This window comes from Kaistia adipata DSM 17808, assembly GCF_000423225.1.
Lineage (GTDB): Bacteria > Pseudomonadota > Alphaproteobacteria > Rhizobiales > Kaistiaceae > Kaistia > Kaistia adipata.
This window is the reverse complement of the sequence record NZ_KE383992.1, coordinates 51,483-73,403: the sequence shown is the minus strand read 5'-3', so window position 1 is coordinate 73,403 and position 21,921 is coordinate 51,483. Positions and strand designations below refer to the sequence as shown.

Genomic DNA, 21,921 nt, shown 5'->3' with positions numbered 1-21,921 from the left:
GTTGGCTATTGGTGTTCCCTTACGGAATCCCTCTCGCCGGAGCCAGTCTTGATCCCGCCCGTCCTGCACCAGATCTGCCCGGTTGGGGCGCCGCCGGAGATTCGGGACAGTGCGACGCGGAGCTGGATGGAGCATAATCCGGGCTGGACGCACAAGCTCTGGACCGAGCGGGATCTCCTTTCCTTCCTCGATGGCGCCTATCCGGGCTTCCTGCGGACCTATTGCGGGCTTGGCCGGCCGGAGATGCGCCGGGGCGCGGTCCGCTATTTCCTGCTCGATCATTTCGGCGGCGTGTTCGCGGATCACGGTTCGGCCTGCGTCGCGCCCTTCGATCCGATCCTGGCGGAGACGCGCGTCGTCCTCTGCCGCGATCGCGCCGGCGGCGATGGCGCTCCAGCGTCGATCTTCTCGGGAACGATGGCCGGCCCGGCGGGGCATCCGTTCTGGCGGCATGCGCAGCGGCGCCTGACGGGGGCGGAAGGGGCCGTCGCGGCACTTCACGACTTCGAGGGCGGCTTCCTGGACGAGACGGTCGCGCAATTTGCCGATCCCGCTGGTGTCGTGGTGCACGACGCCAGCCTGTTCGCGAGCTCGGCTGATGATGCCGGCGCCGCGGCGGTCCGGCTCTCCGTGCGACCGCCGTTCCGGACCGTGCGGCGGCGCCGGCTGCAGGGCGTCCTGAACGGCCTGCGGCGGCGCTATTATCTGACCCGCCACCATCTGACCCGTGGCCCGACCGTGCCGGAGGCGGCGCAGCGCGCGCGGGTCGACCGGGCCGCGGTGCAGCGTCCCGCCTCGACCGGCGACGCGCTGGTGATCCTGGTGCCGATGCGCGACGCGGCGGAGCATATCGAGCCGTTTCTCGAGGCGATCGCGCGGCTCGACTATCCGAGGCATCGCATCAAGCTCGCCTTCTGCGAGGGCGACAGCCAGGACGGCAGCTGGCAACGGATCCAGGCGGCGGCGGAGAGGCTTCGCCCCCATTATCGCGACGTCGTGCTGACGCAGAAGCACATCCGGCTCGAGATCGATCGCTCGGCGCGGGCGCTGCCGGGACTGCAGCGGCGGCGCCGTTCGGCGCTGGCGAGGGTGCGCAACCACCTGATCGACTCCGCCGTCGACGAGACGGACGACTGGGCGCTCTGGGTCGACATCGATGTCTGGCGGTTCGCGCCGGACATCGTGTCCCGCCTGCGCGCCACCGGCCATCGCATCGTCGTGCCGAACTGCGTGATCGTGCCGGGCGGGCGGAGCTTCGATCTGAACAGCTTCGTCGCCTGTCACCGCGACGACTATCGCTACTATCGGGCCATGCGCGACGGGCTGCACCAGCCCCGGCTCGACGGTCCGGATCGGCTCTATCTCAGCGATTTCACGCATTGCGACGCCGTCGCCCTCGATGCGGTTGGCGGCACCATGCTGCTGGTCGACGCGGCGCTGCATCGCGGCGGGCTCCGCTTCCCCGAGATGCCCTATGAGAACCTTGTCGAGACCGAGGGCTTCGGGGCCCTGGCGCGGGACGTCGGGGTGCGGCCGGTCGGTCTTCCCCGGCTTGAGATCCAGCACGTCCCCTGGTGAGGCCCTTCGCGGTGGCCTGAAATGAAGAAGCCCGGGCGATGCGTCGGCATCGCCCGGGCTTTTGTCTGGCTTCCGAAGCGGCGGATCAGGCCGGCTCGTGCTTGGCCTCGACCGCCGGGCCAGCCGGTGTCGCCACCTTCTTGTCCTTGCCGCCGCCGATCAGCTTGTAGAACAGCGGGATGAAGAAGATGGCGATGAAGGTCGCCGCCAGCATGCCGCCGATCACGCCCGTGCCGATCGAGTGGCGGCTGGCCGAACCGGCGCCGGTCGAGATCGCCAGCGGCACCACGCCCAGGATGAAGGCGAGCGAGGTCATGACGATCGGACGGAAGCGCAGCCGCGCCGCCTCCAGCGCCGCGTCGAAGGCGCTCATCCCTTCCTCGCGCTTGATCACCGCGAACTCGACGATCAGGATCGCGTTCTTCGCGGCGAGGCCGATCAGCGTCACCAGGCCGATCTGGAAGTACACGTCGTTGCTCAGCCCGCGCAGCCAGATGGCCAGGAACGCGCCGAACAGGGCGAACGGCACCGCCAGGATGACGGCGAAGGGCAGCGACCAGCGCTCATACTGGGCGGCGAGGATCAGGAACACCATGATGATGCCGAAGATCAGCGCCTGCGAGCCCGTGCCGCCGGTGGCGATTTCCTGGTAGGCCGAACCGGTCCAGGCGACCGTGTAGTCGGCCGGCAGGACCTCCGCCGCGACCTCGCGGATGGCGGTAAGCGCCTGGCCCGACGAATAGCCGGGAGCGGGGTTGCCCATCACCTTGGCGGCCGGGAAGTTGTTGAACCGCTCCAGCAGGTCGGGGCCGATGATGCGCTCGACGGTGACGAGCGTGTCCATCGGGATCATGTTGCCGCTTTCGGCGCGGACGAAGACCTGCCGCAGATCGTCCGGCTTCTCGCGGAAGTTCGCCTCCGACTGCAGCTTGACCTGGAAATTACGGCCATAGAGCGTGAAGTCGTTGACGTAGAGGCTGCCGAAGGTCGACTGCATCGTGGCGAAGATCGAGGTCAGCGGCACGCCGAGCGCCTTGGCCTTGTCGCGGTCGACGTTGAACTTGTACTGCGGCACGTTGGTCGACAGCGTGGTGCGGACACCGGCGAGTTCGGGCCGCTTCGCCGCGGCGTCGATCAGCGCCTGGGTGGCGGCGGCCAGCTTTTCGGTGCCCGAGCCGCCACGATCCTGGACGTAGAGCTCGAAGCCGCCGGTGGTGCTGAGGCCCTGGATCGGCGGCGGGTTGAAGGCGAGCACCATGCCGTCCTGGATGCCGGCGTTGATGCCCATGATCTGGCCGGGCATGGCGCGGGCGTCGAGTTCCGGCGACTTGCGCTCGGACCAGTCCTTCAGCTTGATGAAGCCGGCGCCGGCGCTGGGCGACTGCGAGCCAGCCAGCAGGTCGAAGCCCGAGAAGGCGAGCACGCTTTCGACGCCGGGCAGCTTCGAGACGTTGTCGTTCACCGCCGACATGACGTCGTTGGTGCGCGTCAGCGCGGCGGCGGGCGGCAGGATGCCGACGACCATCAGCACGCCCTGATCCTCGTCGGGCACAAGCGCGCCGGGGATCTTGTTGGCGAGATGGACGGTGGCGCCGATCAGGACCGCGAACAGGGCGATCGCGACGAAGGCGCGCTTCAGGAAGAAGCGGACGCCGGCGGCGTAGCCGTCCGTGATCTTGTCGAAGGCGCGGTTGAACCAGCGGAAGGGCGCCCAGGGCTCGTGATGGCCCGGCTTCAGGATCGACGCGCAGAGCGCCGGGGTCAGCGTCAGCGCGACGATGCCGGAGATGGTCACCGACACGGCGATGGTGATGGCGAACTGCCGGTACATCTCGCCGGCCAGGCCGCCCATGAAGGCGACCGGCACGAACACCGAGACGAGCACCAGCACGATGGCGATGACGGGGCCCGTCACTTCGCTCATCGCCTTGATGGTCGCCTCGCGCGGCGGCAGCTTCTCCGTCGACATGATGCGTTCGACGTTCTCGAGCACGACGATGGCGTCGTCGACGACGATGCCGATCGCCAGCACCAGGCCGAACAGCGTCAGCAGGTTGATCGAGAAGCCGAGCAGATACATGCCGGCGAAGGTTCCGAGGATCGAGACCGGCACCGCGATCAACGGAATCAGCGTCGCCCGCCAGTTCTGCAGGAACAGGAAGACGACGATGACGACGAGGATCAGCGCCTCGATGAAGGTCTTGACCACCTCGTGGATTGACTGGTCGACGAACAGCGTCGTGTCGTAGGGGATCGAGTAGCTGACGCCTTCCGGCATCCGGGTGGCGATTTCGTCCAGCTTGGCCTTGACCAGCTCGATCGTGTTGAGCGCGTTGGCGCCGGGCTGGAGATAGATGCCGATCGGGACGGTCGGCTGGCCGTTGAGGATGGCGCGGAAGCCATAGTCCTGGGCGCCGAGATCGATCCGCGCGACGTCGCGCAGGCGCAGCGTCGCGCCGTTCGGATCGGAGCGCAGGATGATGTTGCCGAACGCCTCGGGGTCGGGCAGGCGGCCATCGGTCGTGACGGCGTAGGAGAAGACGAGCTCGCCCGCGGTCGGCGGATCGCCGACGCGGCCGGCCGCGTATTGCTGGTTCTGCTCGCGAATGGCGGTGGCGACGTCGTCGGTCGTCAGGCCGAACTGCGCCAGCTTGTCCGGCCGGAGCCAGACGCGCATCGCGTAGTTCTCGCGGCTGAACAGATTGGCCTCGCCGACGCCCGGCGTGCGCTTCAGCTCGTCGATGACGTTCAGCAGCGCGTAATTGGCGAGATAGACGGAATCATATTGCGGGTTGTCGGAGGTCAGTGCCACGACCGCGAGGATCGAGCTCGACTGCTTGTTGACGGTGACGCCGAGGCGCTGCACTTCCGTCGGCAGCGACGACACGGCGCGCTGCACGCGGTTGTTGACGTTGATGGTCGCCTGGTCGGCGTCCGTCCCGGTGGCGAAGGTGACGATCAATCGCGTCGAGCCGGAGCCCGAGTTGATCGACTGCATGTAGAGCATGTCCTCGACGCCGTTGATCTGCTCTTCGAGCGGCGCGGCGACGGTCTGCGTCAGCACTTCCGCGCTGGCGCCGGGATAGGTGGCGGTGACCACCACCTGCGGCGGCGTCAGTTCGGGATATTGGGCGATCGGCAGCGCGCGCATGGCGAGGAGGCCCGCCAGCACGATGACGATCGAGATGACGGCCGCGAAGACCGGCCTGTCGACGAAAAAGCGGTTCATTTCGGCTGCGCCTGCTCGTTCTGTGCCGTCGCCTTGCTGGGCGCGACCGGGGCGCCTGAGCGCACCTTGATGACGCCGGAGGTGACGATCTGGTCGCCGGACTTCAGGCCGTCGAGCACGACCCAGCCGCCCTCGACGGCCTGGCCGAGCGTCACCGGCGTGATCGCGGCGACATTCTGCTCGTCGACCGTGTAGACGAACTTGCCCTGCGGGCCCTGCATCACGGCGATCTCGGGCACGACGATGGCGGAATCAAGCTTCATGCCGGTGATGGTGACGCGGACGAACTGGCCGGGGATCAGCGCGAAGTCCGGATTGTTGAAGACGGCGCGCGATCGGATCGTGCCGGTCTGCACGTCGATGCTGGCCGAGGTGAAGTCGATCTCGCCCGTCCGGTCGTATTTGGTGCCGTCGCCGAAGGTGAGGCTGGCCGTCAGCTTGACGTCGCTGTTGGCCTTTTCGCCACCGGCGATCTGGCGCATCGCCGAGGCGCTGGCGTCGGCGACGGAGAAGTTCACATAGACCGGATCGAGCTGGGTGATCGTCGTCAGCAGGCTGTCGGCGCTGCCGACGCCGACGAGGCTGCCTTCCGGCACGACGTCGAGGCTGGTGACGCCGTCGATCGGCGCGCGGACGGTGGCGTAGTCGAGGTTGATCTGCGCGGATTTGAGCTGCGCCTTGGCGGCGGCGACCGCCGCTTCGGCGAGTTCGACCGCCGAGACGGCGTCGTCGCGGCTCTTGGCCGAGCCGACCTTGCGCTCGTAGAGCTCGACCGCGCGGGTCTGGTCGCGGGTGGCCTGGGCGAGTTGCGCCTCGGCCGTCTGTACCTGGGCCTTGGCCTTGGCGACCTCGGCCTCATAGGTGGTCGGATCGACTCGGAACAGCACGTCACCGGCGTTGACGCGAGCGCCCTCGACATAGGCGCGCTCCTGCAGGATGCCGCCGACCTGGGCCCGGACCTGGACCTCGCGGAACGCGGAAATCCGCCCGGCATAGGTGAAGCTCAGCGGCACTTCGCGAGCTGCCATCGTCATCACCTCGACGCTTGGCGGCGGCGGCGCGGCAGGAGCCTGGGCGGACGCGGCCACCGGAAGGGCGACGAGGCTGACGCCGACGAGGAGCGCGGATAGGGAGGAACGGACGACGAAGGGCAATCGCATAATATTGCACCGCAAAATGACTGGAGACTGGACCTATTGCAGCACAACATATATACAGACAGTGTTGTATGTAAAGGGAGCTCCTGCCATGCGGCGCACAAAATCGGAATCTGAGGAAACTCGGCAACGCATCCTGGATGCCGCCGAAACCGTCTTTCTCGATATCGGTGTCTCGCGTGCCTCGCTCGATCGCATCGCCACCGAAGCGGGCGTGACGCGGGGCGCGATCTATTGGCATTTCGCCAACAAGCAGGAGCTGTTCTCCGCGATGATCGAGCGGGTGCACGGCCTGCACCAGACCGTGCTCACGCGCAGCCTCCTGGGAGCGGTCGACCCGCTGCAGGGCGTGCTCGACTGGGCGCTCGACGTCATCGAGCTGTTCGCCGCCGAGGCGCATACCCGCCAAGTCTACCGGATCATCGTGACGCGCTGCGAGTATGTCGGCGAGATGCAGGATGCGCTCGAATGGCAAAGCGACCTGCACGAGCGCATGGCGACCAACTTCCAGAACGCGTTCGAGGCGGCGGCCGCGGCGAAGCAGCTGGCGCCGGACTGGAGCGTCAAGTCGGCCGCGACCACGCTGGAGTGCTTCATGTCCGGCATGCTGCACAACTGGCTGCGCTATGATTTCGACGCCGAGGTGGCGGAGGCGCTGCGGGCGGGCTTGCGCAGCCTGGTCGGGAGCTTCCGTGTCCGCGAGGCGGCGGCTGGCGCCTGACCGCGATCGGAGCGGGGCATTGCACGTTTGGCGTGCTATCCGCCATCTTGACGTAACGTAACATACGAGATATTTAGAATTTCAAAATATCGCTGGCCAAAGGTATGAAGGTCTTCCTGTAGATCCCGGTTGACTTGCGCCGGGAAGTCGATTTGCCGGAGGGATGGTCCGCCAATTCTGGCTGTTCTTCACGAATCGCCGGGGGAGGAATGTCTTCGTCTTTGCCGAGACTTGCGAAGTGCCGGGGCGTTTCGTGATTGGCGCGCGAATTGCCAGGTCGTGATCGTTTCGAGGAAGGGCGGCTCGGCCCCCCGAGGCGCGCGGACGGTCCGGGCGCGAGGTCGGATCGGCAATTCCAGGTTGCGATGGCCGGGCTAGCCGCCGAGGACCGCGCGGGCGATGATCCACCAGAGCATGATGCTGAGCGTGATCAGGCCGGCATAGACGGCGGTGCGCAGGAGCGCCCTGCGCATCAGGCCGGCATCGTCCCGCTCGACCTCGAGGCTGCGCCGCTCCGAGGATTTCTGCCCGAGGGCCGGCTTGTCGACGGTCATCACGCGCATTCCGGTTGAAAGAGCGATTCGGACGGAACTTCAGACGCCGCAGACAATCAGACGCTGGTCGGGGGCCATGTCAATTCATCTCTGTGCAGGGGGGGGCGCATGATGAGATCATCGTCAATCCGCGTTCTGGACCAGGATGCCGGCCGGCGTGGCGTGGCCGACCCGGCGGGCGGCGCGACCCTCATCGCGGCGCCGCGTGGCTACCCGCTCAAGCGCGGCATCGACGTGGTCCTGGCGGCCGCCCTTCTCATCCTGATGCTGCCGGTCGGCGGGCTGATCGCGTTGATGATAGCGAGCGGCGGCGGTCCCGTCTTCTACATGGCGCCGCGGCGCGGCGTCGGCGGCCGCGTGTTCCGGATGTACAAGTTCAGGACGATGGTACCCGGCGCCGACGCGGTGCTGGAAGCGCAGTTCGAAGGCGATCGTGACGCCCTGGCGCGCTATTGCCGCTGCTTCAAGATCGAGCGGGATCCGCGCGTCACGCCGATCGGCCGCTTCCTGCGCCGCTTCAGCCTGGATGAACTCCCGCAGCTGCTGAACGTGCTGCGCGGCGAGATGAGCCTGGTCGGCCCGCGGCCGCGCGTCGAGCGCGAGTTCATCGAGGAGGCCGGGCGGGGCGATCGTCTGTTCGAGGCCTATTATCTCTGCCGGCCCGGCATGACCGGCCTCTGGCAGGTGTCCGGTCGTTCGAGCACGAAGTATCAGACGCGTCTGCGGCTCGATGCCGATTACGCCCGCGACATCAGCCTCAAGGGCGACCTCGTGATCCTCGCGCTAACCATTCCCGTGGTGCTGGTCGGAACCGGCGCCTACTGAGCGTCCGGCCGCGCGGCGAGCAGGCGGCGATAGAGCGCCGCGTGGGCCTCGGCGTTGAGTTGGCGCAGATGGCGCGTGGCGACGAGCCGGCGGCCATTGGCGGCGAGTCGGGCGAGGCGCGGCGGGTCGCCGAGCAATTCTCGGATCGCCGCCGCGTATCGGTCGGCCGAGAAGCCGTCAATCAGGCAGGCATCGACCCCGTCGGTCAGGAGTTCGCTCGTGCCGTCGACATTCGAGGCGAGTATTGGCAGGCCGAGATGCAGCGCCTCGAGCGGCGTGATCGGCAGTCCTTCCCAGAGCGATGGCATGACGAGAAGCCGCGCGGCGCGGAAGGCGGCGAGGATGTCGCGTCGCGGCCGCGCGCCGACATGGGTGATGGCGGCGCGCGCCGGGCTCTTGGCGATCCGGGCCTCAAGCGCCGTTTCCAGGGGGCCGCCGCTAATCATCAGCAGCGTCAGGCCCGAGCCGGCGAGCCTTTCCATGATCTCGACCAGGAGGAGCGGGTTCTTCTGCGGATGCGCCCGGCCGGCGAAGATCAGGTCGAAGCGCGCTTCGGCCGGGGGAAGCGCGACGAAATCGGCGGGGTCGATGCCGTTCGGGATGACCCGGCCCCTGGCATCGTCGCGGGGGAGGATGGCCTCGCGGTCGGCGCGGGCGCGGTCGCCTTCCGAGACGAAGATCACGGCATCGGCCCGCCGCGCGATGCGCCGCTCCGCCGCTCGTCCGAGCCAGCGCCATGGTAGCGTCTTGTTAGCATGGTGGTAGCCGTGCACGGTGTAGGCGAGCGGCCCGACAGGCTGTAGCCCCGGCATCGCCAGCGGAAGCGCCGCGCGGGCGCCGTGGGCGTGGACGAGGTCGGGTCGGATCCGCGCGATCAGCCGGCGCAAGCGGACGGGCAGGCGCGGGTCGAGCCGGGCGGTGAAGAAGTCGAGCGTGGCGACCGGGATTCCGGCCGCCGCCGCGCTGGCGGCGACAGGCGATCCCGGCTGCGTCAGCAGCGTCGGCTCGAAGGCGCCGGAGCGCATCAGATCCTCGCAGAGGCCGAGCACGGCGGTGGCGCCGCCGCCGGCGCTGCCGTCCGGGAGGATCTGCAGGATGCGGGGCGGGCTCATGGAACGGGCTCGGGCCGGGCGAGGTCGGGGCGGAGCGCCGTCGCGCGCAGGGCGAGTAGCAGGGTCGCCGTCGCCAGCATGGAGAAAGCCGCGCCGACAAGGCCCCAGGCCGCGATCAGCGCCAGCCCGAGCGGGGCCGAGGCGAGGGCGGCGCCGAGATTGATCCGCGCCAGCGCCCGGTCGCGTCCGAGGCTGTAGAGCCCGTAGTTGAGCGCGTCGGCGACGAGGCGGACCAGCATGGCGGCGAGCATCAGCGCCAGCAGGCGGCCATCGACGGGCGCGGCGGCGCCGAGCAGGGCCGGCAGGACGAGCAGCGCCGCGGCGTACAGGAGGAGCGCCAGGCCGAGCGCCGTGGCGAGGACGCGGGCGGCCATGCGCCGCAAGGCCCGTCGCCAGGCTGCCATGCCGCCGTCGCGCCGGGCGAGGACGAGGCCCGGCAGCGAGACCTGCACGATCGAGGCCGAGACGAGGACGTGCAGCGCGTTGGCGATCGCCCAGTGCAGCACGAACACGCCGGTCGCCGCGGCGCCGGCGCGGTCGTCGAGGATGTAGCGGTCGAGATAGGCCATGCCGACCAGGGCGAGGTCGTTCAGGTAGATCAGAAAGCCGCCGCGCAGGCGGGCGGCGATCCAGCCGAGATCCACCGGCGAACCGGCGACGGTGCCACGTAACACCGGCAGCAGCGCCGCCAGGTTGACGGCCAGCGCCGCGGTCCAGCAGGCGAGCACGACGTCGAGGCTGCGCAGGGCCGGCGCGAGCAGGCCGAGGCCGATCGCCGGCAACACCCAGGCGCCGCCGCGGAGGAACAGCAGCAGATTGGCGGCGAGCGGCCGGCCCATGCCGATCAGCGCGACATGCGAATCGAAGGCGATCGCCTCCATCAGCAGGATCGCCGCGACGAGAAGCGGCGCGGCCGGCGGCGTCAGCAGGCCGGCCTGGACGAGCATCGCGCCGATCGCGCCGGCCGCGAGCAGGCTCGCCACGGTGAGGACCAGGCGGTCGCGCAGCAGGCGACCCGCCTTCGCTAGCGGCTGGCCGACGACCTCGCGGCCGAGGAAATAGGTGACGCCCCAGCCGAGCGCCACCGGCGCGATCGCGGCGGCGCCCTGGATCAGCCCGAAGCGGCCGAGCGCGTCGAGGCCGAGCGCACGCGCGAGATAGAGGACGAGGAGGAAGCGCATGCCGAGGCCGGCGGCGCGGATCGAGAGATTGGCGGCCGGCGTGAAGAGCGCGTGCCGGAGCAGGCGGGGGCGGTCGGGGTCGGCGCCGGCGACGATGCCGTCCGGCAGCGGGGCCGGCCTCATGGCGGCGCCGCGCCGAACCGGCGCTCCAGCGTGGCGGCGATCGCCGACCAGTCGAGACCGGCGGCGTAGCGCAGGCCGGCTTCGGCGTAGCGCGCGTGCTCGGCGATCGCCCGTTCCGCCGCGATGGCGAGCGCCGCCGGATCGGCCGACGCGACGATCCCGCAGCCGGCGGCGACGACGATGTCGCGGGTTCCATTGCCGGGATCGTCGCTGGTGACGACGGGGAGGCCGCTCGCCATCGCCTCGGCGACGACGCGCGGAAACCCCTCGCGCCGGCTGGTCAGCAGCAGCAGGGCGCTGGTGGCGAGCAGGTCGAGCTTCCGGGCATCGGTGACGGCGCCGAGGAGGTCGATGTCGGCGCGGGCGGGTGAGGCGGCGATCCGGTCGCGGAGCGCTTCCATCGCCGGTCCGTCGCCGGCGATCCGCAACCGCCCGGCATAGCCGCGCGCTTGGAGCTGCTCGAAGGCCGCGACGAGCAGTGGCAGGTTCTTGTGCGCGGCGATCCGGCCAAGGGCGAGGATCCCGTCGCGCGGCCTCGTCGGATCGGTGCGGTATCGGGAAAGCTCCAGTCCGCTCGGGAGCACGACGAAAGGTCGTCCGGAGGCGGTGCTGATCGCGGTCGCGACGGCGCCGCTGACGCCGGCATTCCGGGCCACGGCACGTGGCAGGAAGCGCTGGATCGCGCTGTGGAACGGGTCGGTCCGCACCTCGCACCAATGCAGCATGGCGCGGCGACGCAATCGGCGCGGCAGGAGGGCGGCGTGCAGCAGCGGCCACTGGTTGAGGACGACCAGGTCCGGCGCGGCGGCAGCGAGCGCCTGGCGGGTCCAGAGCGCGTAACGCAGCATGACGTCCCAGCGTCGCCGCATCCAGGCGAAGGGCGGCGTCCGGTAGGCCGGCGCGATCGGATGGCGACGGATGCGGATGTCATCGATGGTCTCGTCCGGCGCGAGGCCGGCGGCATGGCCGATGCAGAGCACCTCGACGGCATGGCCGCGATCGCGCAGCGCCGCGCCGAGGCCGGCGAAGAACAGTTCCTGACCGCCGATGCTGGGCGGGTAGAGCTCGGTCAGGAGGACGACGCGCATCAGCCTGCCCCGATCGTCGCGGCGAGGCGCGGGCTGAAATCCGGCCTGGCCCAGAGGTCGCGCAGTGCGTCGTCGAGGCTTCGCGCCGGGCGCCAGCCGAACTCCCGGCCGATGCGACCGATGTCGGCGGCGAGAAACGGGCGATCGACCGGCCGCATCCGGCCGGCGTCCGGGATGATCTCGCAATCGAGGCCGCAGAGTGCGCCGAGCCGCGCCACGATCTCGGCCACCGAATGGGACCGCGCGCTGCCGAGATTGACGGGCAGGAAGTCGCCGGCCGGGACGGCGCCGCCGAGCGCCAGCGCGGCGAAGCCGGCCGCGGCATCCTCGACATGCAGATAATCGCGCTTCGGCCAGAGATTGCCGAGCTCGATGCGGCGACGGCCGGCGCGCAATTGCCCGATGATCGCGGGCAGGAGGTGCGGATTGGTCTCGCCGGGGCCGATGACGTTGAACAGGCGCACCGCGAGGCCGGCGAGGCCGCGCGACCGGGCGAAATGGGCGAGGTGCTGCTCGGCATGGAGCTTGGTCAGCCCGTAGATGTCGGCCGGCTCCAGCGCGGAGGTGTCCTCGACATGCGGTCGTTCGTCGGGACGGTAGACGGCGGCGCTGCTGGCGAGCACGAAGCGGCAGCCGACAGGAGCGGCGCAAAGCAGGTTGACGGTGCCGAGGAGGTTGACGGCGATCGTCGTCGCCGGATCGCGCTCGCATTCGGGAATGAAATGCAGGGCGGCGAGATGGATGATGATTTCGGGCGCGGCGCGCGACATCGCGCGGGCGACGGTGGTCGCGTCGCGGATGTCGCCCTCGACCAGCTCGATATGCGCCAGGTCGGCCGGCGAAAGGCGATCCGTGCCACGCTGGAGCGTGTCGAGAACGACGACGTCGTGCCGGGCGGCGAGGCGGCGTACAAGCGGTCGGCCGACGAAGCCGGCGCCACCCGTGACCAGAATCCGGCTGCGATGGCTTGCCATGAGCTCCCCCCGGAGGCTCGTGCGGCCGGATCCCCGGCCTGGCTATCCATTCCGTTCCCGCCGCATCGCCCCGGGCTCCCGCCTCGGGTCGCGCGCCGCCTGGAACCGGCATCCGCTTTCTCTCTGCGTTTTCCTAGCATGAAGCGCGGTGGCATTCCATGCGAGCATCATCGATTCCTGCAACCATTGCGGGTTGGCGCGGGCGAGGCGGAACCCCGGGCCGACGGCGGCTTTGGCGGATCCCGGCGGTTCCGGTTGATCGGGCGGCGGCTTGGGTCGCCGGAAAGATAGGGTTCCGCAGAGTTAAGTCGGATGTCTTACTTTACCAAAGGGAAGTCGCAGCATCTCGGCCATGCACCGACCGTGGTTGCCTCTGGTCTGAGAAGGGCGCCAATTCCGGCTGGAGCGGGATGGAAAATGGCGGGAAAATGGCAAAACCCTGATGTTTTCGGGATTTGGGAGACCCGAGATGGCGCGGCGCCGCCATTCCGGCCGGGTCCGCCGGATTCAAGCTCTGCCTGTGTCTCGGTCGCAACAGCAATTCGGACGGCATGTGATATACCTAACTCACGTTACTAAAGGAGCCCCCCAATGAACTTCCTTCGCGTTTCTGTTCTTGCGTCTGCTTCGCTGCTCGCTCTGGGCGCTGCCGCCCAGGCCGCCGACCTGACCTACGAGCCCGCCCCCGCCCCGGTCGTCGAGGCCGCCCCGGCCTTCAACTGGACCGGCTTCTACCTCGGCGTGCACGCCGGCGCCGCCATCGTCGATGGCGAGCTGAATTACGGTGCTGCCACGTTCAGCGACACCACCACCGGCTTCATCGGTGGCGTGCAGGCCGGCTACAACTGGCAGTTCGACAGCCTGGTGATCGGCGCGCAGACCGACTTCGCCTACACCTCGGCCAAGTTCTCGGACGACGCGTTCGACGCCGAGGCCAAGCTCGACTGGCTCGGCACCACGACCGCTCGCGTCGGTTACGCCGTCGACAACTTCCTGCTCTACGGCAAGGGCGGTGTCGCCTACGGCCAGTCGAAGGTCGATGACTACCTCGTCGGCGCGGACGACTCGAAGTGGCATGTCGGCTGGACCCTCGGCGCCGGCGCCGAGTACGCCTTCACGCAGAACATCACCGGCCTGGTCGAGTACAACTACGTCGACCTCGGCAACGAGGACTACTTCGACGGCGCCATCAATGCGGACCTGTCGACCCACGTCATCAAGGCTGGTCTGAACTACAAGTTCTGATCCTTCCGAGCGATCGGATACGGAAAGGCGGCCCATCGGGCCGCCTTTTTCGTTTCGGGGCGACACTGCCTCGTCGCCCGTTCCGGGCCGCCTCGTGGCGGCCTTCTTCGTTTTGGCCGGGATATCGCCGAGCGGCGTCGGCGCGCGGGCTTGCCAGCGGTCGAATCGCCTCCTATGAATGTTATGTTATAACATAACATATGGAGCATTCGATGCGGATCCGACCTCTTCTCCTCGCCCCGGCCATCCTTCTCGCCGGCGTCGCCACCGCCGCGGCGCATGGCATCTGGACCGCCGAGCGCTGGGGCGAGACCGGCATCGTCTATGGCCACGGCGCCGAGGACGGCGCCTATGATCCGGCCAAGGTCAAGACGGTGACCGCCATCGACAAGGCCGGCAAGCCGGTGGCGGCGAAGGCTGTCGCCCGCGAGCGCGGCGCGGTGATCGAGGCGGATGACGGGGCGGCGATCCTGCTCGTCGACTTCGCCAACGGCATCTATTCCAAGGACCCGGACGGCAAGTGGGTGAACAAGCCGAAGCGCGAGGTCCCGGGCGCTACCGAGGCCGGCGACAACTGGAAGCACAACCTCACCATCCTGCACCTGCATGGCGACGTGCTGCCGGAACTGCCGGCGCAGAAGCTGCAGATCGTGCCGCTTTCAAACCCGACCGAGCTCGCCCCCGGCGCGCTGCTCAAGGTGCGTGTTCTCTTTGACGGCAAGCCGCTGCCGGACGCCGCCATCACCCCGGACTACGTCAACGCCTCGGAGGCGACGCTGGGCAAGACGGGCGCCGACGGCGTCGCCGAGGTGCTGGTGAGGAACCAGGGACTCAATGTCGTCGCGGTCTCGCATTCCGTGCTGCTCGCCGACACGCGCGATGCCGACAAGGCGAGCCATTTCGCGACGCTCTCCTTCGTCAACGAGCCGCACCACGAGCATTGAAGCCGCGCGGCCGGGGCGGGGAATCCCCGGCCGCATATTTACCTCTGCCCGAAAACGGAAGCTTTGATGCCCCCCATTGATCGCGACAATCGCCTGCCCGTCACCGTGCTTTCCGGCTTTCTCGGCGCCGGCAAGACCACGCTGCTGAACCACATCCTTGGCAATCGCGAGGGCCGCCGCGTCGCCGTCATCGTCAACGACATGAGCGAGGTGAACATCGACGCGGCGCTTGTGCGCGATGGCGACGCCGGCCTGTCGCGTACCGAGGAGCGGCTGGTCGAGATGTCGAATGGCTGCATCTGCTGCACGCTGCGCGACGACCTGCTCGCCGAGGTGCGGCAACTGGCCGAAGCCGGGCGCTTCGACTACCTGCTGATCGAGGGGACGGGCATCGCCGAGCCGCTGCCGATCGCGGCGACCTTCGATTTCCGCGACGAGGACGGCGCCTCGCTCGCCGACATCGCCCGTATCGACACCATGGTCACGGTCGTCGACGCCGTGAATCTGCTGAAGGATTATTCGAGCCGCGATTTCCTGCGCGATCGCGGCGAGGCCGCCGGCGAGGGCGATGCCCGCACGCTGGTCGACCTTCTGGTCGAGCAGATCGAGTTCGCCGACGTCGTCGTCGTCAACAAGGCCGACGACGTCACGATGGAGCAGCGCAATCTCGTCGCCCGCATCGTCAAGGCGCTCAACCCGGACGCGCGCATCCATTTCGCCGCCTTCGGCCGCGTGCCGATCGACGCCGTGATGGGGACGGGCCTGTTCGATCCGGACAAGGCGGAGGAGCATCCGCTCTGGTTCAAGGAGCTGAACGGGTTTCGCGACCATGTGCCGGAGACGGAGGAATATGGCGTTGCGAGCTTCGTCTACCGCGCGCGGAGGCCGTTTCACCCCGCCCGATTTCAGGCGTTCCTCGACCAGGCGTGGCCGGGCCTCATCCGGGCGAAGGGGTTTTTTTGGCTGGCGACGCGACCCGAATGGGTCGGCGAGATGAGCCTCGCCGGGGCCGTCTGCAGGACCGGGCCGATGGGATTCTGGTGGGCGGCCGTGCCGCGCGAGCGCTGGCCGGACGACGCCGAATGGACGGCGCGGCTCCGGTCGAACTGGGCGCCGGTGTTCGGCGACCGACGGCAGGAGCTGGTCTTCATCGGCACGGGAATGGACGAGGCGTCGATCCGCGCGGCGCTCGATTTGTGCCTCGTCGGTGTCTCCGATCCGGCCCGCTTCGACATCGACGCGCATCGTTCGCTGCCGGATCCGTTCCCGCGCTGGGGCAGGGCGGCCTGACGGCGATGCGTTTTCGCAATCCGTTCGCGCCGCGCGACAGGGCGGGCCGCGCCGAGGCGGCGTCGCGGATCAAGGACTGGACGCGCGTCGCGCTCGGTCTCGATGCGGCGGCCGAGGTGCTGGTGCAGGAACTCGCCTGCACGCGCCCCGGCTGCGCGCCGCGCGAGACCGTGATCCTGGTCGTGCCGGCGGGCGCGGCGCCGTTCCGCCTCGCGCTGCACAAGCCGATGGCGGAGCTGACGGAGGCCGAGATCGTCTCCGTCTGGCGCGCCCGGCCTCCGGAGCCGGGCTAGATGCTCTCCGGCGGCAGGCGGCCGGCCATCCGGTCGCCGCGATAGTCGGAGCCGTAGTCCGGGGCATAGTCGCGATCGCCGCCGCCGCCGCTGCCGAGCACGACCACCTTCGAGCCCGACGGCACGCGGTTATAGAGGTCGACGATGTCCTGGTTCATCATGCGGATACAGCCGGACGAAACCGCCTGGCCGATCGACCAGGGCTGGTTGGTGCCGTGGATGCGGTAGAGCGTGTCCTGGCCGTTGTTGAACAGGTAGAGCGCGCGGGCGCCGAGCGGGTTCTGCGGGCCGCCCTCCATGCCGTTCGCCCATTTCTGGTTGGTCTCGGGATCGCGCTTGATCATGTCCTGCGTCGGCGTCCAGCGCGGCCATTGCCGCTTGTACTGCACCGTCGCGTTGCCGGTGAACTCGAGGCCGGCCTTGCCGACGCCGACGCCGTAGCGCATCGCCTGGCCGCCTTCCTGGACCAGGTAGAGGTAGCGGTTCTGCGGGTCGACGACGATCGTGCCGGGCTGCTCGCCGGTCGGATCCGGGACGACCTTGCGCATGTATTGCGGCTTCATGCGATTGAGGTCGACGGCGGGGATCGGGAACTTGTCGTCCTCGATCGCCGCATAGCGGCTGACGGCGGCCGGGTCGAGGCGCGGCTGCTCGGCGACCGGACCCGTCGTCGCGCAGGCCGCCATCAGCGGCAGCAGCGTGAGCAGGGCGGGGACGGTCAGTCGGCGCGCCATGCGGGGCGGCTGGGTGGAGAGCGGCATGGCGCTTCTTTCTGTCAGGGTTGGCATGGGTGGCTTGGCGTCGTGGCTTGGCGTGGTGGCTTGGCGGGTTGCTAGTTGGCCTGGCGGTCGCGGGCGTCGGCGACGACCTGCTTGAAGCCGGCATAGTCGAGCGTACCGGTCCGGAACGGCCCGACCAGGTAGGTCGGCGTGCCGGTCAGGCCCAGCGAATCGGCCTGGGCGAGGTTGCGCTGGAGCAGCGCGGAAATCTTCGGGCCGTGCTTGTCGAGGTCGGCCTGCAGGCGCTTCATGTCGACGCCGGCATCCTTCAGCGCCTTCAGGATGGCATCCTGGTCGGCCTGGCGGCCGGAAATGCCCATCAGCGCCTTGTGCGCCTTCTCATAGGCGCCCTGGAACTTGGTGCCGATGGCGAGCTGCGCGGCGACGACGGAGGATTCAGAAAGGATCGGCCAGTCCTTGTAGACGAGCCGGATCTTGCCATCCTCCTTGACCAGGCGCTCCAGGTCGGGGGCCGACTTCTTGCAGTAGATGCAGTTGTAGTCGAGATAGGCGACGATGGTGACGTCGCCCTTCGGATTGCCGCCGACCGGCGCCTCGGGATCGTTCAGGATCGCCTCGACATCGACCGACTGCGCGCGCGCGGCATCGGCCAGCAACGGGGCGGCCAATGGCGCGGCGATCAGGGTGGCGGCCCCGAGGGCGAGAAAGTTACGACGTTTGATCATGGGGCCTCCTTATAACGGGGTTTGTGGCGATGTTCAGATGCCGGCCGCCCGCAGAGTCTTTTCAAAGGCCGCTGTGGCAATCGTGCCGATGCTGCGCGTGCCGTCGATCTCGCGGCCGCTGTCCGGATCGATGAGGAGCAGCGTCGGCGGGCCGACGACGTCGAAGCGCCGCATCAGCGCCTCGGTCTCCGCATTGGTCTCCGTGACGTCGGCGACCACGATCGAGGCGCGCTCGAGGCGGGCGGAGATCGCGGGGTCGCGCAGCACGGTGCGCTCGTTGCTCTTGCAGACCGTGCACCAGTCGGCGGTGAACGAGACGAGCACCGGCCGGCCCTGCGCGCGCGCGGCGGAAAGCGCGCTGTCGAAGGCGGCCGGCGAGGCGACGCGCGTCGCCGTCTGGTAGGGCGTCGCCGTGGGCGCCGCCGTTCCGCTCAGGAAGGCGAGCGGGCGCAGCGGATCGTCGCTGCCGGCGCTGGCGCCGATGATCAGCACCACGCCATAGACGAGCGCGGCGAAGCCGATCGTCCGGCGCGGATGGTCGACGAGCGGCCGCTGGCTGCCGCCGCGCGACGCCGTCAGCGCCACGCCGGTGCCGATCGCCAGCAGGGCCCAGAGCGCCAGCGTCAGCGGGCCCGGCAGCACGCGGCCGGCCATCTCGATGGCGAGGCCGAGGAAGACGACGCCGAACAGCGCCTTGACCTGGCCGAGCCACGGCCCCGAGCGCGGCAGGATGCCGGCGCCGAACGTGCCGACGGCGATCAGCGGCAGGCCCATGCCGAGCCCGAGCGCGAACAGCGCGCCGGCGCCGCGCGCGACGTCACCGGTTTGCGAGACATAGAGCAGGGCCGCGGCGAGCGGCGGCGTGACGCAGGGGCCGACGATCAGCGCCGAGCCGAAGCCGAGCACCGCCGCGCCCGCCAGCGATCCGCCGGTGCCGGCCGGGATGAGGCGCGTGAGCGCAGCCGGGGCCTGCAGATCGAAGAGGCCGAACATGGAGAGCGCGAGCGCCACCAGCACGAGGCTCATCAGCCCGAGCGCCAGCGGCGTCTGCAACGCCGCCTGCAGGTTCTGGCCCGACCAGGACGCGACGACGCCGAGCAGGCCATAGGCGGCCGCCATGGCGAGCACATAGGCGAGCGACAGGGCGAAGCCGCGCCGCGCCGAGGCCGTGCCGCCCGACCGCGCGATGATGCCGGTCAGGATCGGGATCATCGGGAAGACGCAGGGCGTCAGCGCGAGCAGCAGGCCGAAGCCGAGAAAGGCGGCGAGCATCACGACCGGGTTGCCGGCGAGCAGCGCGCCGGTTCCGGCCCCGGCGGCGGCCGGGAGCGGGGCCGCGTCGCTCGCCGAAGCCGGCGCCGCGACGGGCTCGGCGACCTCGGGGGCGGGGATGCGCGCCGGCGTCGCCGCCGGGGTGGACGTGTCGCCGGTGTCGAGGGCGGCGAAATCGATCTTCGGCGACGAGAGGCCGAAGCCGGACCCGGTGTCGCGGATCGCCAGCGTCTGGGGATCGATCGTCTTGCGGGTCGGCGGGTAGCAGATGCCCTCGTCGGCGCAGCCCTGGTATGTCAGCGCGAGCGGGCCGGCGGCGCCGAGCGCGGCGGCGGCGATCCGGGCGCTAGCTCGCTCGTGATAGACCTCGGTGGGGCCGAAATTCGGATCGTCCTTCATTTCGCCGGCCGGCGTCGTGACGGCGATCGCGTTGCCGCCGGCGTCGAGCACGGCGATCTTGTCGCGATAGAGGTAGTTGCCGCCGATGATCGTCCAGTCGAGCTTCAGGTCGCCATTGTCGGCGCGGCTCGCCTCGAGCTGGAAGACGGCGTCGGCCGGCGGCGGCATCCCGGCCTTCGCCGGCGCCGGGCCGAGCAGGGCGAGGAAGCCGGCCAGCAGCAGGGCCGCGACCGTGGCGAGGCGCATCGACGCGGCGCGGCGGAGGGCGGATGATCGCGGGGATCCGGGGGCTTTCGTTTTTGACATTCCTTGTCCATCCGCATTCCAGCTTAAGGCAGCCTTAAGCTAAACCAGCTGGATGAGGCACAAAGGAGACAGGATGCGCATTCTGGTTGTCGAGGACGACCCGATCCTGGCCGATGGGCTCAGGGTCGGGCTGGGATTGGCGGGGGCCACGGCCGACATCACCGGCACGTGCGGCGACGCGCGCGCCGCATTGGCGACGCATGAGTTCGACGCCGTCGTGCTCGACGTCATGCTGCCCGACGGCTCCGGCCTCGACGTGCTGAGGGAAATGCGCGCCGCCGGCGACGCGACGCCGGTCCTGCTGCTGACCGCGCTCGACGAGGTCTCGGACCGCATCCGCGGCCTCGATGGCGGCGCGGACGATTATCTGAGCAAGCCCTTCGATCTCGACGAACTGGCGGCCCGCATCCGCGCCATTGCGCGCCGGGCCGGCGGCCGCGCCACGCCGCTGCTCGTCGCGGGCGGGTTGGTGCTGGATCCGGCCGGGCTCACGGCGGCGCTCGACGGCCGCGACGTGTCGCTGTCGCGGCGCGAGTTCGCGGTGCTGTCGCTGCTGATGGAGCGCCCCGGCATCATCCGCTCGAAGGGCGAGATCGAGGAGCGGCTCTATGGCTGGCAGGAGGAGGTGGAGAGCAATGCCGTCGAGGTGCATGTCCACAATCTCCGCGCCAAGATCGGCCGCCATGTGATCGAGACGGTGCGCGGCCTCGGCTACCGGATGAGAAGCGGAACATGACCTCGCTGCGTCGCCGCCTGTTCCTGATCCTCCTGTTCGCGACCGGCGTGATCTGGTTCACCGCCGTCGTCTGGATCTACCAGGTCAGCCGTCTCGAGGTGGAGCACGTCCTCGATTCGCGCCTGCAGGAAGCGGCGCGCATGGTCGATTCGCTCGTCGCCGGCCACATGCCGGCTTCGCCGGCCGAGCCGCTGACGATTCCAAGCCACGAGACGGTCGGTTACGAGCGCCAGCTCTCCTGCCAGATCTGGTCGCTCGACGGACGACTGATCGCGCGCTCGTCCGGCGCGCCGGACGAGCAGCTCGCCGGGCCGGCGCCCGGCTTCACGGAACGGGTGATCGATGGCGAGCGCTGGCGCATCTTCACCGTCGACGACGCGGAGAAGGGCGTCCGCGTCATGGTCGGCGACCGGCTCGGCCTGCGCGACCAGCTGATCGCCGACCTGATCAAGGGCCTGCTCTGGCCGACCCTGCTGATCGCGCCGCTGCTCGGCCTGATCACCTGGGTCAGCATCGGACGCGGGCTGCGGCCGCTCGACGACATCACCGCGGCGCTGAAGGGCCGCAACGCCGAGGACATGCGCCCGATCGATGTCGGTCACGCGCCGACCGAGATCCGGCCCGTGGCCGACGCCCTCAACGCGCTTCTCGCCAAGGTCGAGGCGGCGCGCCAGCAGGAGCGCGACGTGACGGCGTTCGCCGCGCATGAGTTGAAGACGCCGCTCGCCGGGCTGAAAACGCAGACCCAGATCGCGCTGGCGACCGACGATCCGGCGATCCGCGACGGCGCCCTGCGCCAGATCCTGTTCTCGGTCGATCGCACCACCCGGCTGGTCCGCCAGCTGCTGGTGCTGGCCAGGCTCGATGCCGCGCCGGTCGCGGCGCCGGCCGCGGCGGTCAGCGTCGGCGAGATCCTCGACGAGATCGGCGCCACCGGCGGCGGCTGCGTCGTCGTCGATCCGGCGCTTCATGCCCATCGCGTCGTCGCGGACCGCGAGATCCTCGGCGTGGCGCTGCGCAACCTGCATGAGAACGCCGTCCAGCACGGCCCGACGGGCGGCGCGGTGCGCTGGTCGCTGTCATCCGATGGCAAGGGCATCGTCGTCGAGGACGAGGGGCCGGGCATCGATGTCGACGAGCTGCCGCTCGTGCGCCAGCGCTTCTATCGCGGCCGCAGCCGCAGCCCGGTCGGCAGCGGCCTCGGCCTCGCCATCGTCGAGGTCGCCACCGCCCGGATCGGCTGGAGCCTGTATCTCGGCCCGCGGGCGGCCGGACCGGGGCTCCGCGCCGAGCTGCGCGCGCTCGGCGACGGCGACGCCATCGCATCCTGATCGTCAGGCCGACAATAGCTACAATGTTTGCCGCCGCCGGAACCGAATGTTAATCGGAGCCGGGCTATCCCTGTGGCTCGGATGGCCCGGCGCAGTCG

Annotated in this window: 19 protein-coding genes; 9 read left to right on the top strand and 10 right to left on the bottom strand. The window is 69.5% G+C overall.

Going from position 1 to position 21,921, the window contains the following annotated elements:
- Window positions 1-48: 48 nt before the first annotated feature.
- Window positions 49-1,578 carry a glycosyltransferase gene (locus tag G539_RS0120595; protein ID WP_029076880.1) on the top strand — a complete coding sequence of 510 codons (1,530 nt, stop codon included), beginning with the start codon at window positions 49-51 and terminating at the stop codon, window positions 1,576-1,578.
- 85 nt (window positions 1,579-1,663) lie between these two features.
- Here G539_RS0120595 and G539_RS0120590 read toward each other — a convergent pair whose 3' ends face one another.
- Window positions 1,664-4,807 carry an efflux RND transporter permease subunit gene (locus tag G539_RS0120590; protein ID WP_029076879.1) on the bottom strand — a complete coding sequence of 1,048 codons (3,144 nt, stop codon included), beginning with the start codon at window positions 4,805-4,807 and terminating at the stop codon, window positions 1,664-1,666.
- Complete coding sequence (locus G539_RS25645) at window positions 4,804-5,967, bottom strand: efflux RND transporter periplasmic adaptor subunit (RefSeq protein WP_051231852.1); 1,164 nt, start codon at window positions 5,965-5,967, stop codon at window positions 4,804-4,806. Before G539_RS25645 ends, G539_RS0120590 begins: the two co-directional genes overlap by 4 nt.
- Window positions 5,968-6,055: 88 nt before the next feature.
- Between G539_RS25645 and G539_RS0120580 the strand changes: the two genes are divergently transcribed.
- Window positions 6,056-6,685 (top strand): TetR family transcriptional regulator, encoded by a 630-nt coding sequence (locus G539_RS0120580; protein ID WP_029076878.1) that lies wholly within the window; start codon window positions 6,056-6,058, stop codon window positions 6,683-6,685.
- A 374-nt stretch (window positions 6,686-7,059) separates the two neighbouring features.
- Here G539_RS0120580 and G539_RS0120575 read toward each other — a convergent pair whose 3' ends face one another.
- Window positions 7,060-7,239, bottom strand: a complete 180-nt coding sequence (locus G539_RS0120575; RefSeq protein ID WP_156912085.1) for a hypothetical protein — start codon at window positions 7,237-7,239, stop codon at window positions 7,060-7,062.
- Window positions 7,240-7,350: 111 nt separating this feature from the next.
- On the opposite strand from G539_RS0120575, the gene G539_RS25640 reads away from it, so the two are divergent.
- A complete protein-coding gene (locus G539_RS25640; protein ID WP_210162840.1) occupies window positions 7,351-8,064 on the top strand; it encodes a sugar transferase in 714 nt (237 codons plus the stop codon).
- Here G539_RS25640 and G539_RS0120565 read toward each other — a convergent pair.
- Genes G539_RS0120565 through G539_RS0120550 form a run of 4 tightly spaced genes read right to left on the bottom strand, consistent with a single transcriptional unit; the run spans window position 8,058 to window position 12,542 of the window.
- A complete protein-coding gene (locus G539_RS0120565; RefSeq protein WP_029076876.1) occupies window positions 8,058-9,176 on the bottom strand; it encodes a glycosyltransferase family 4 protein in 1,119 nt (372 codons plus the stop codon). The genes G539_RS25640 and G539_RS0120565 overlap by 7 nt on opposite strands.
- Window positions 9,173-10,480, bottom strand: a complete 1,308-nt coding sequence (locus G539_RS0120560; RefSeq protein WP_029076875.1) for a lipopolysaccharide biosynthesis protein — start codon at window positions 10,478-10,480, stop codon at window positions 9,173-9,175. The genes G539_RS0120565 and G539_RS0120560 overlap by 4 nt, the downstream gene beginning before the upstream one ends.
- Window positions 10,477-11,568: a glycosyltransferase family 4 protein gene (locus G539_RS0120555; protein ID WP_029076874.1), complete on the bottom strand. Its 1,092-nt coding sequence runs from the start codon at window positions 11,566-11,568 to the stop codon at window positions 10,477-10,479. The genes G539_RS0120560 and G539_RS0120555 overlap by 4 nt, the downstream gene beginning before the upstream one ends.
- Entirely contained in the window at window positions 11,568-12,542 is a 975-nt protein-coding gene (locus G539_RS0120550) for an NAD-dependent epimerase/dehydratase family protein (protein WP_029076873.1), read from the bottom strand. The genes G539_RS0120555 and G539_RS0120550 overlap by 1 nt, the downstream gene beginning before the upstream one ends.
- Before the next feature lie 591 nt (window positions 12,543-13,133).
- Here G539_RS0120550 and G539_RS0120545 point away from each other — a divergent pair.
- The 4 genes from G539_RS0120545 (at window position 13,134) to G539_RS25635 (ending at window position 16,314) form a co-directional block, all read left to right on the top strand.
- The gene (locus G539_RS0120545; RefSeq protein ID WP_029076872.1) at window positions 13,134-13,787 is read left to right on the top strand and encodes an outer membrane protein; all 654 of its coding nucleotides are present in this window, start codon (window positions 13,134-13,136) and stop codon (window positions 13,785-13,787) included.
- A gap of 212 nt (window positions 13,788-13,999) precedes the next feature.
- Window positions 14,000-14,731 (top strand): DUF4198 domain-containing protein, encoded by a 732-nt coding sequence (locus G539_RS0120540; RefSeq protein ID WP_029076871.1) that lies wholly within the window; start codon window positions 14,000-14,002, stop codon window positions 14,729-14,731.
- Between the two features lie 66 nt (window positions 14,732-14,797).
- A complete protein-coding gene (zigA, locus tag G539_RS0120535) occupies window positions 14,798-16,021 on the top strand; it encodes a zinc metallochaperone GTPase ZigA (protein ID WP_035832197.1) in 1,224 nt (407 codons plus the stop codon).
- Between the two features lie 5 nt (window positions 16,022-16,026).
- Window positions 16,027-16,314, top strand: coding sequence for a hypothetical protein (locus G539_RS25635; protein ID WP_051231845.1), 288 nt, complete (start codon window positions 16,027-16,029; stop codon window positions 16,312-16,314).
- Here G539_RS25635 and G539_RS25630 read toward each other — a convergent pair.
- From G539_RS25630 to dsbD, 3 genes are all read right to left on the bottom strand, one after another.
- Window positions 16,311-17,075, bottom strand: coding sequence for a L,D-transpeptidase (locus G539_RS25630; RefSeq protein WP_156912084.1), 765 nt, complete (start codon window positions 17,073-17,075; stop codon window positions 16,311-16,313). The genes G539_RS25635 and G539_RS25630 overlap by 4 nt on opposite strands.
- A gap of 71 nt (window positions 17,076-17,146) precedes the next feature.
- Window positions 17,147-17,779, bottom strand: coding sequence for a DsbA family protein (locus G539_RS0120520; RefSeq protein ID WP_029076869.1), 633 nt, complete (start codon window positions 17,777-17,779; stop codon window positions 17,147-17,149).
- A gap of 33 nt (window positions 17,780-17,812) precedes the next feature.
- Window positions 17,813-19,696, bottom strand: coding sequence for a protein-disulfide reductase DsbD (dsbD, locus tag G539_RS0120515; RefSeq protein ID WP_029076868.1), 1,884 nt, complete (start codon window positions 19,694-19,696; stop codon window positions 17,813-17,815).
- Between the two features lie 133 nt (window positions 19,697-19,829).
- Between dsbD and G539_RS0120510 the strand changes: the two genes are divergently transcribed.
- Both G539_RS0120510 and G539_RS0120505 read left to right on the top strand, forming a co-directional pair.
- A complete protein-coding gene (locus tag G539_RS0120510; RefSeq protein WP_029076867.1) occupies window positions 19,830-20,492 on the top strand; it encodes a response regulator transcription factor in 663 nt (220 codons plus the stop codon).
- Window positions 20,489-21,823, top strand: a complete 1,335-nt coding sequence (locus tag G539_RS0120505; RefSeq protein ID WP_029076866.1) for an ATP-binding protein — start codon at window positions 20,489-20,491, stop codon at window positions 21,821-21,823. Before G539_RS0120510 ends, G539_RS0120505 begins: the two co-directional genes overlap by 4 nt.
- Window positions 21,824-21,921: the final 98 nt, after the last annotated feature.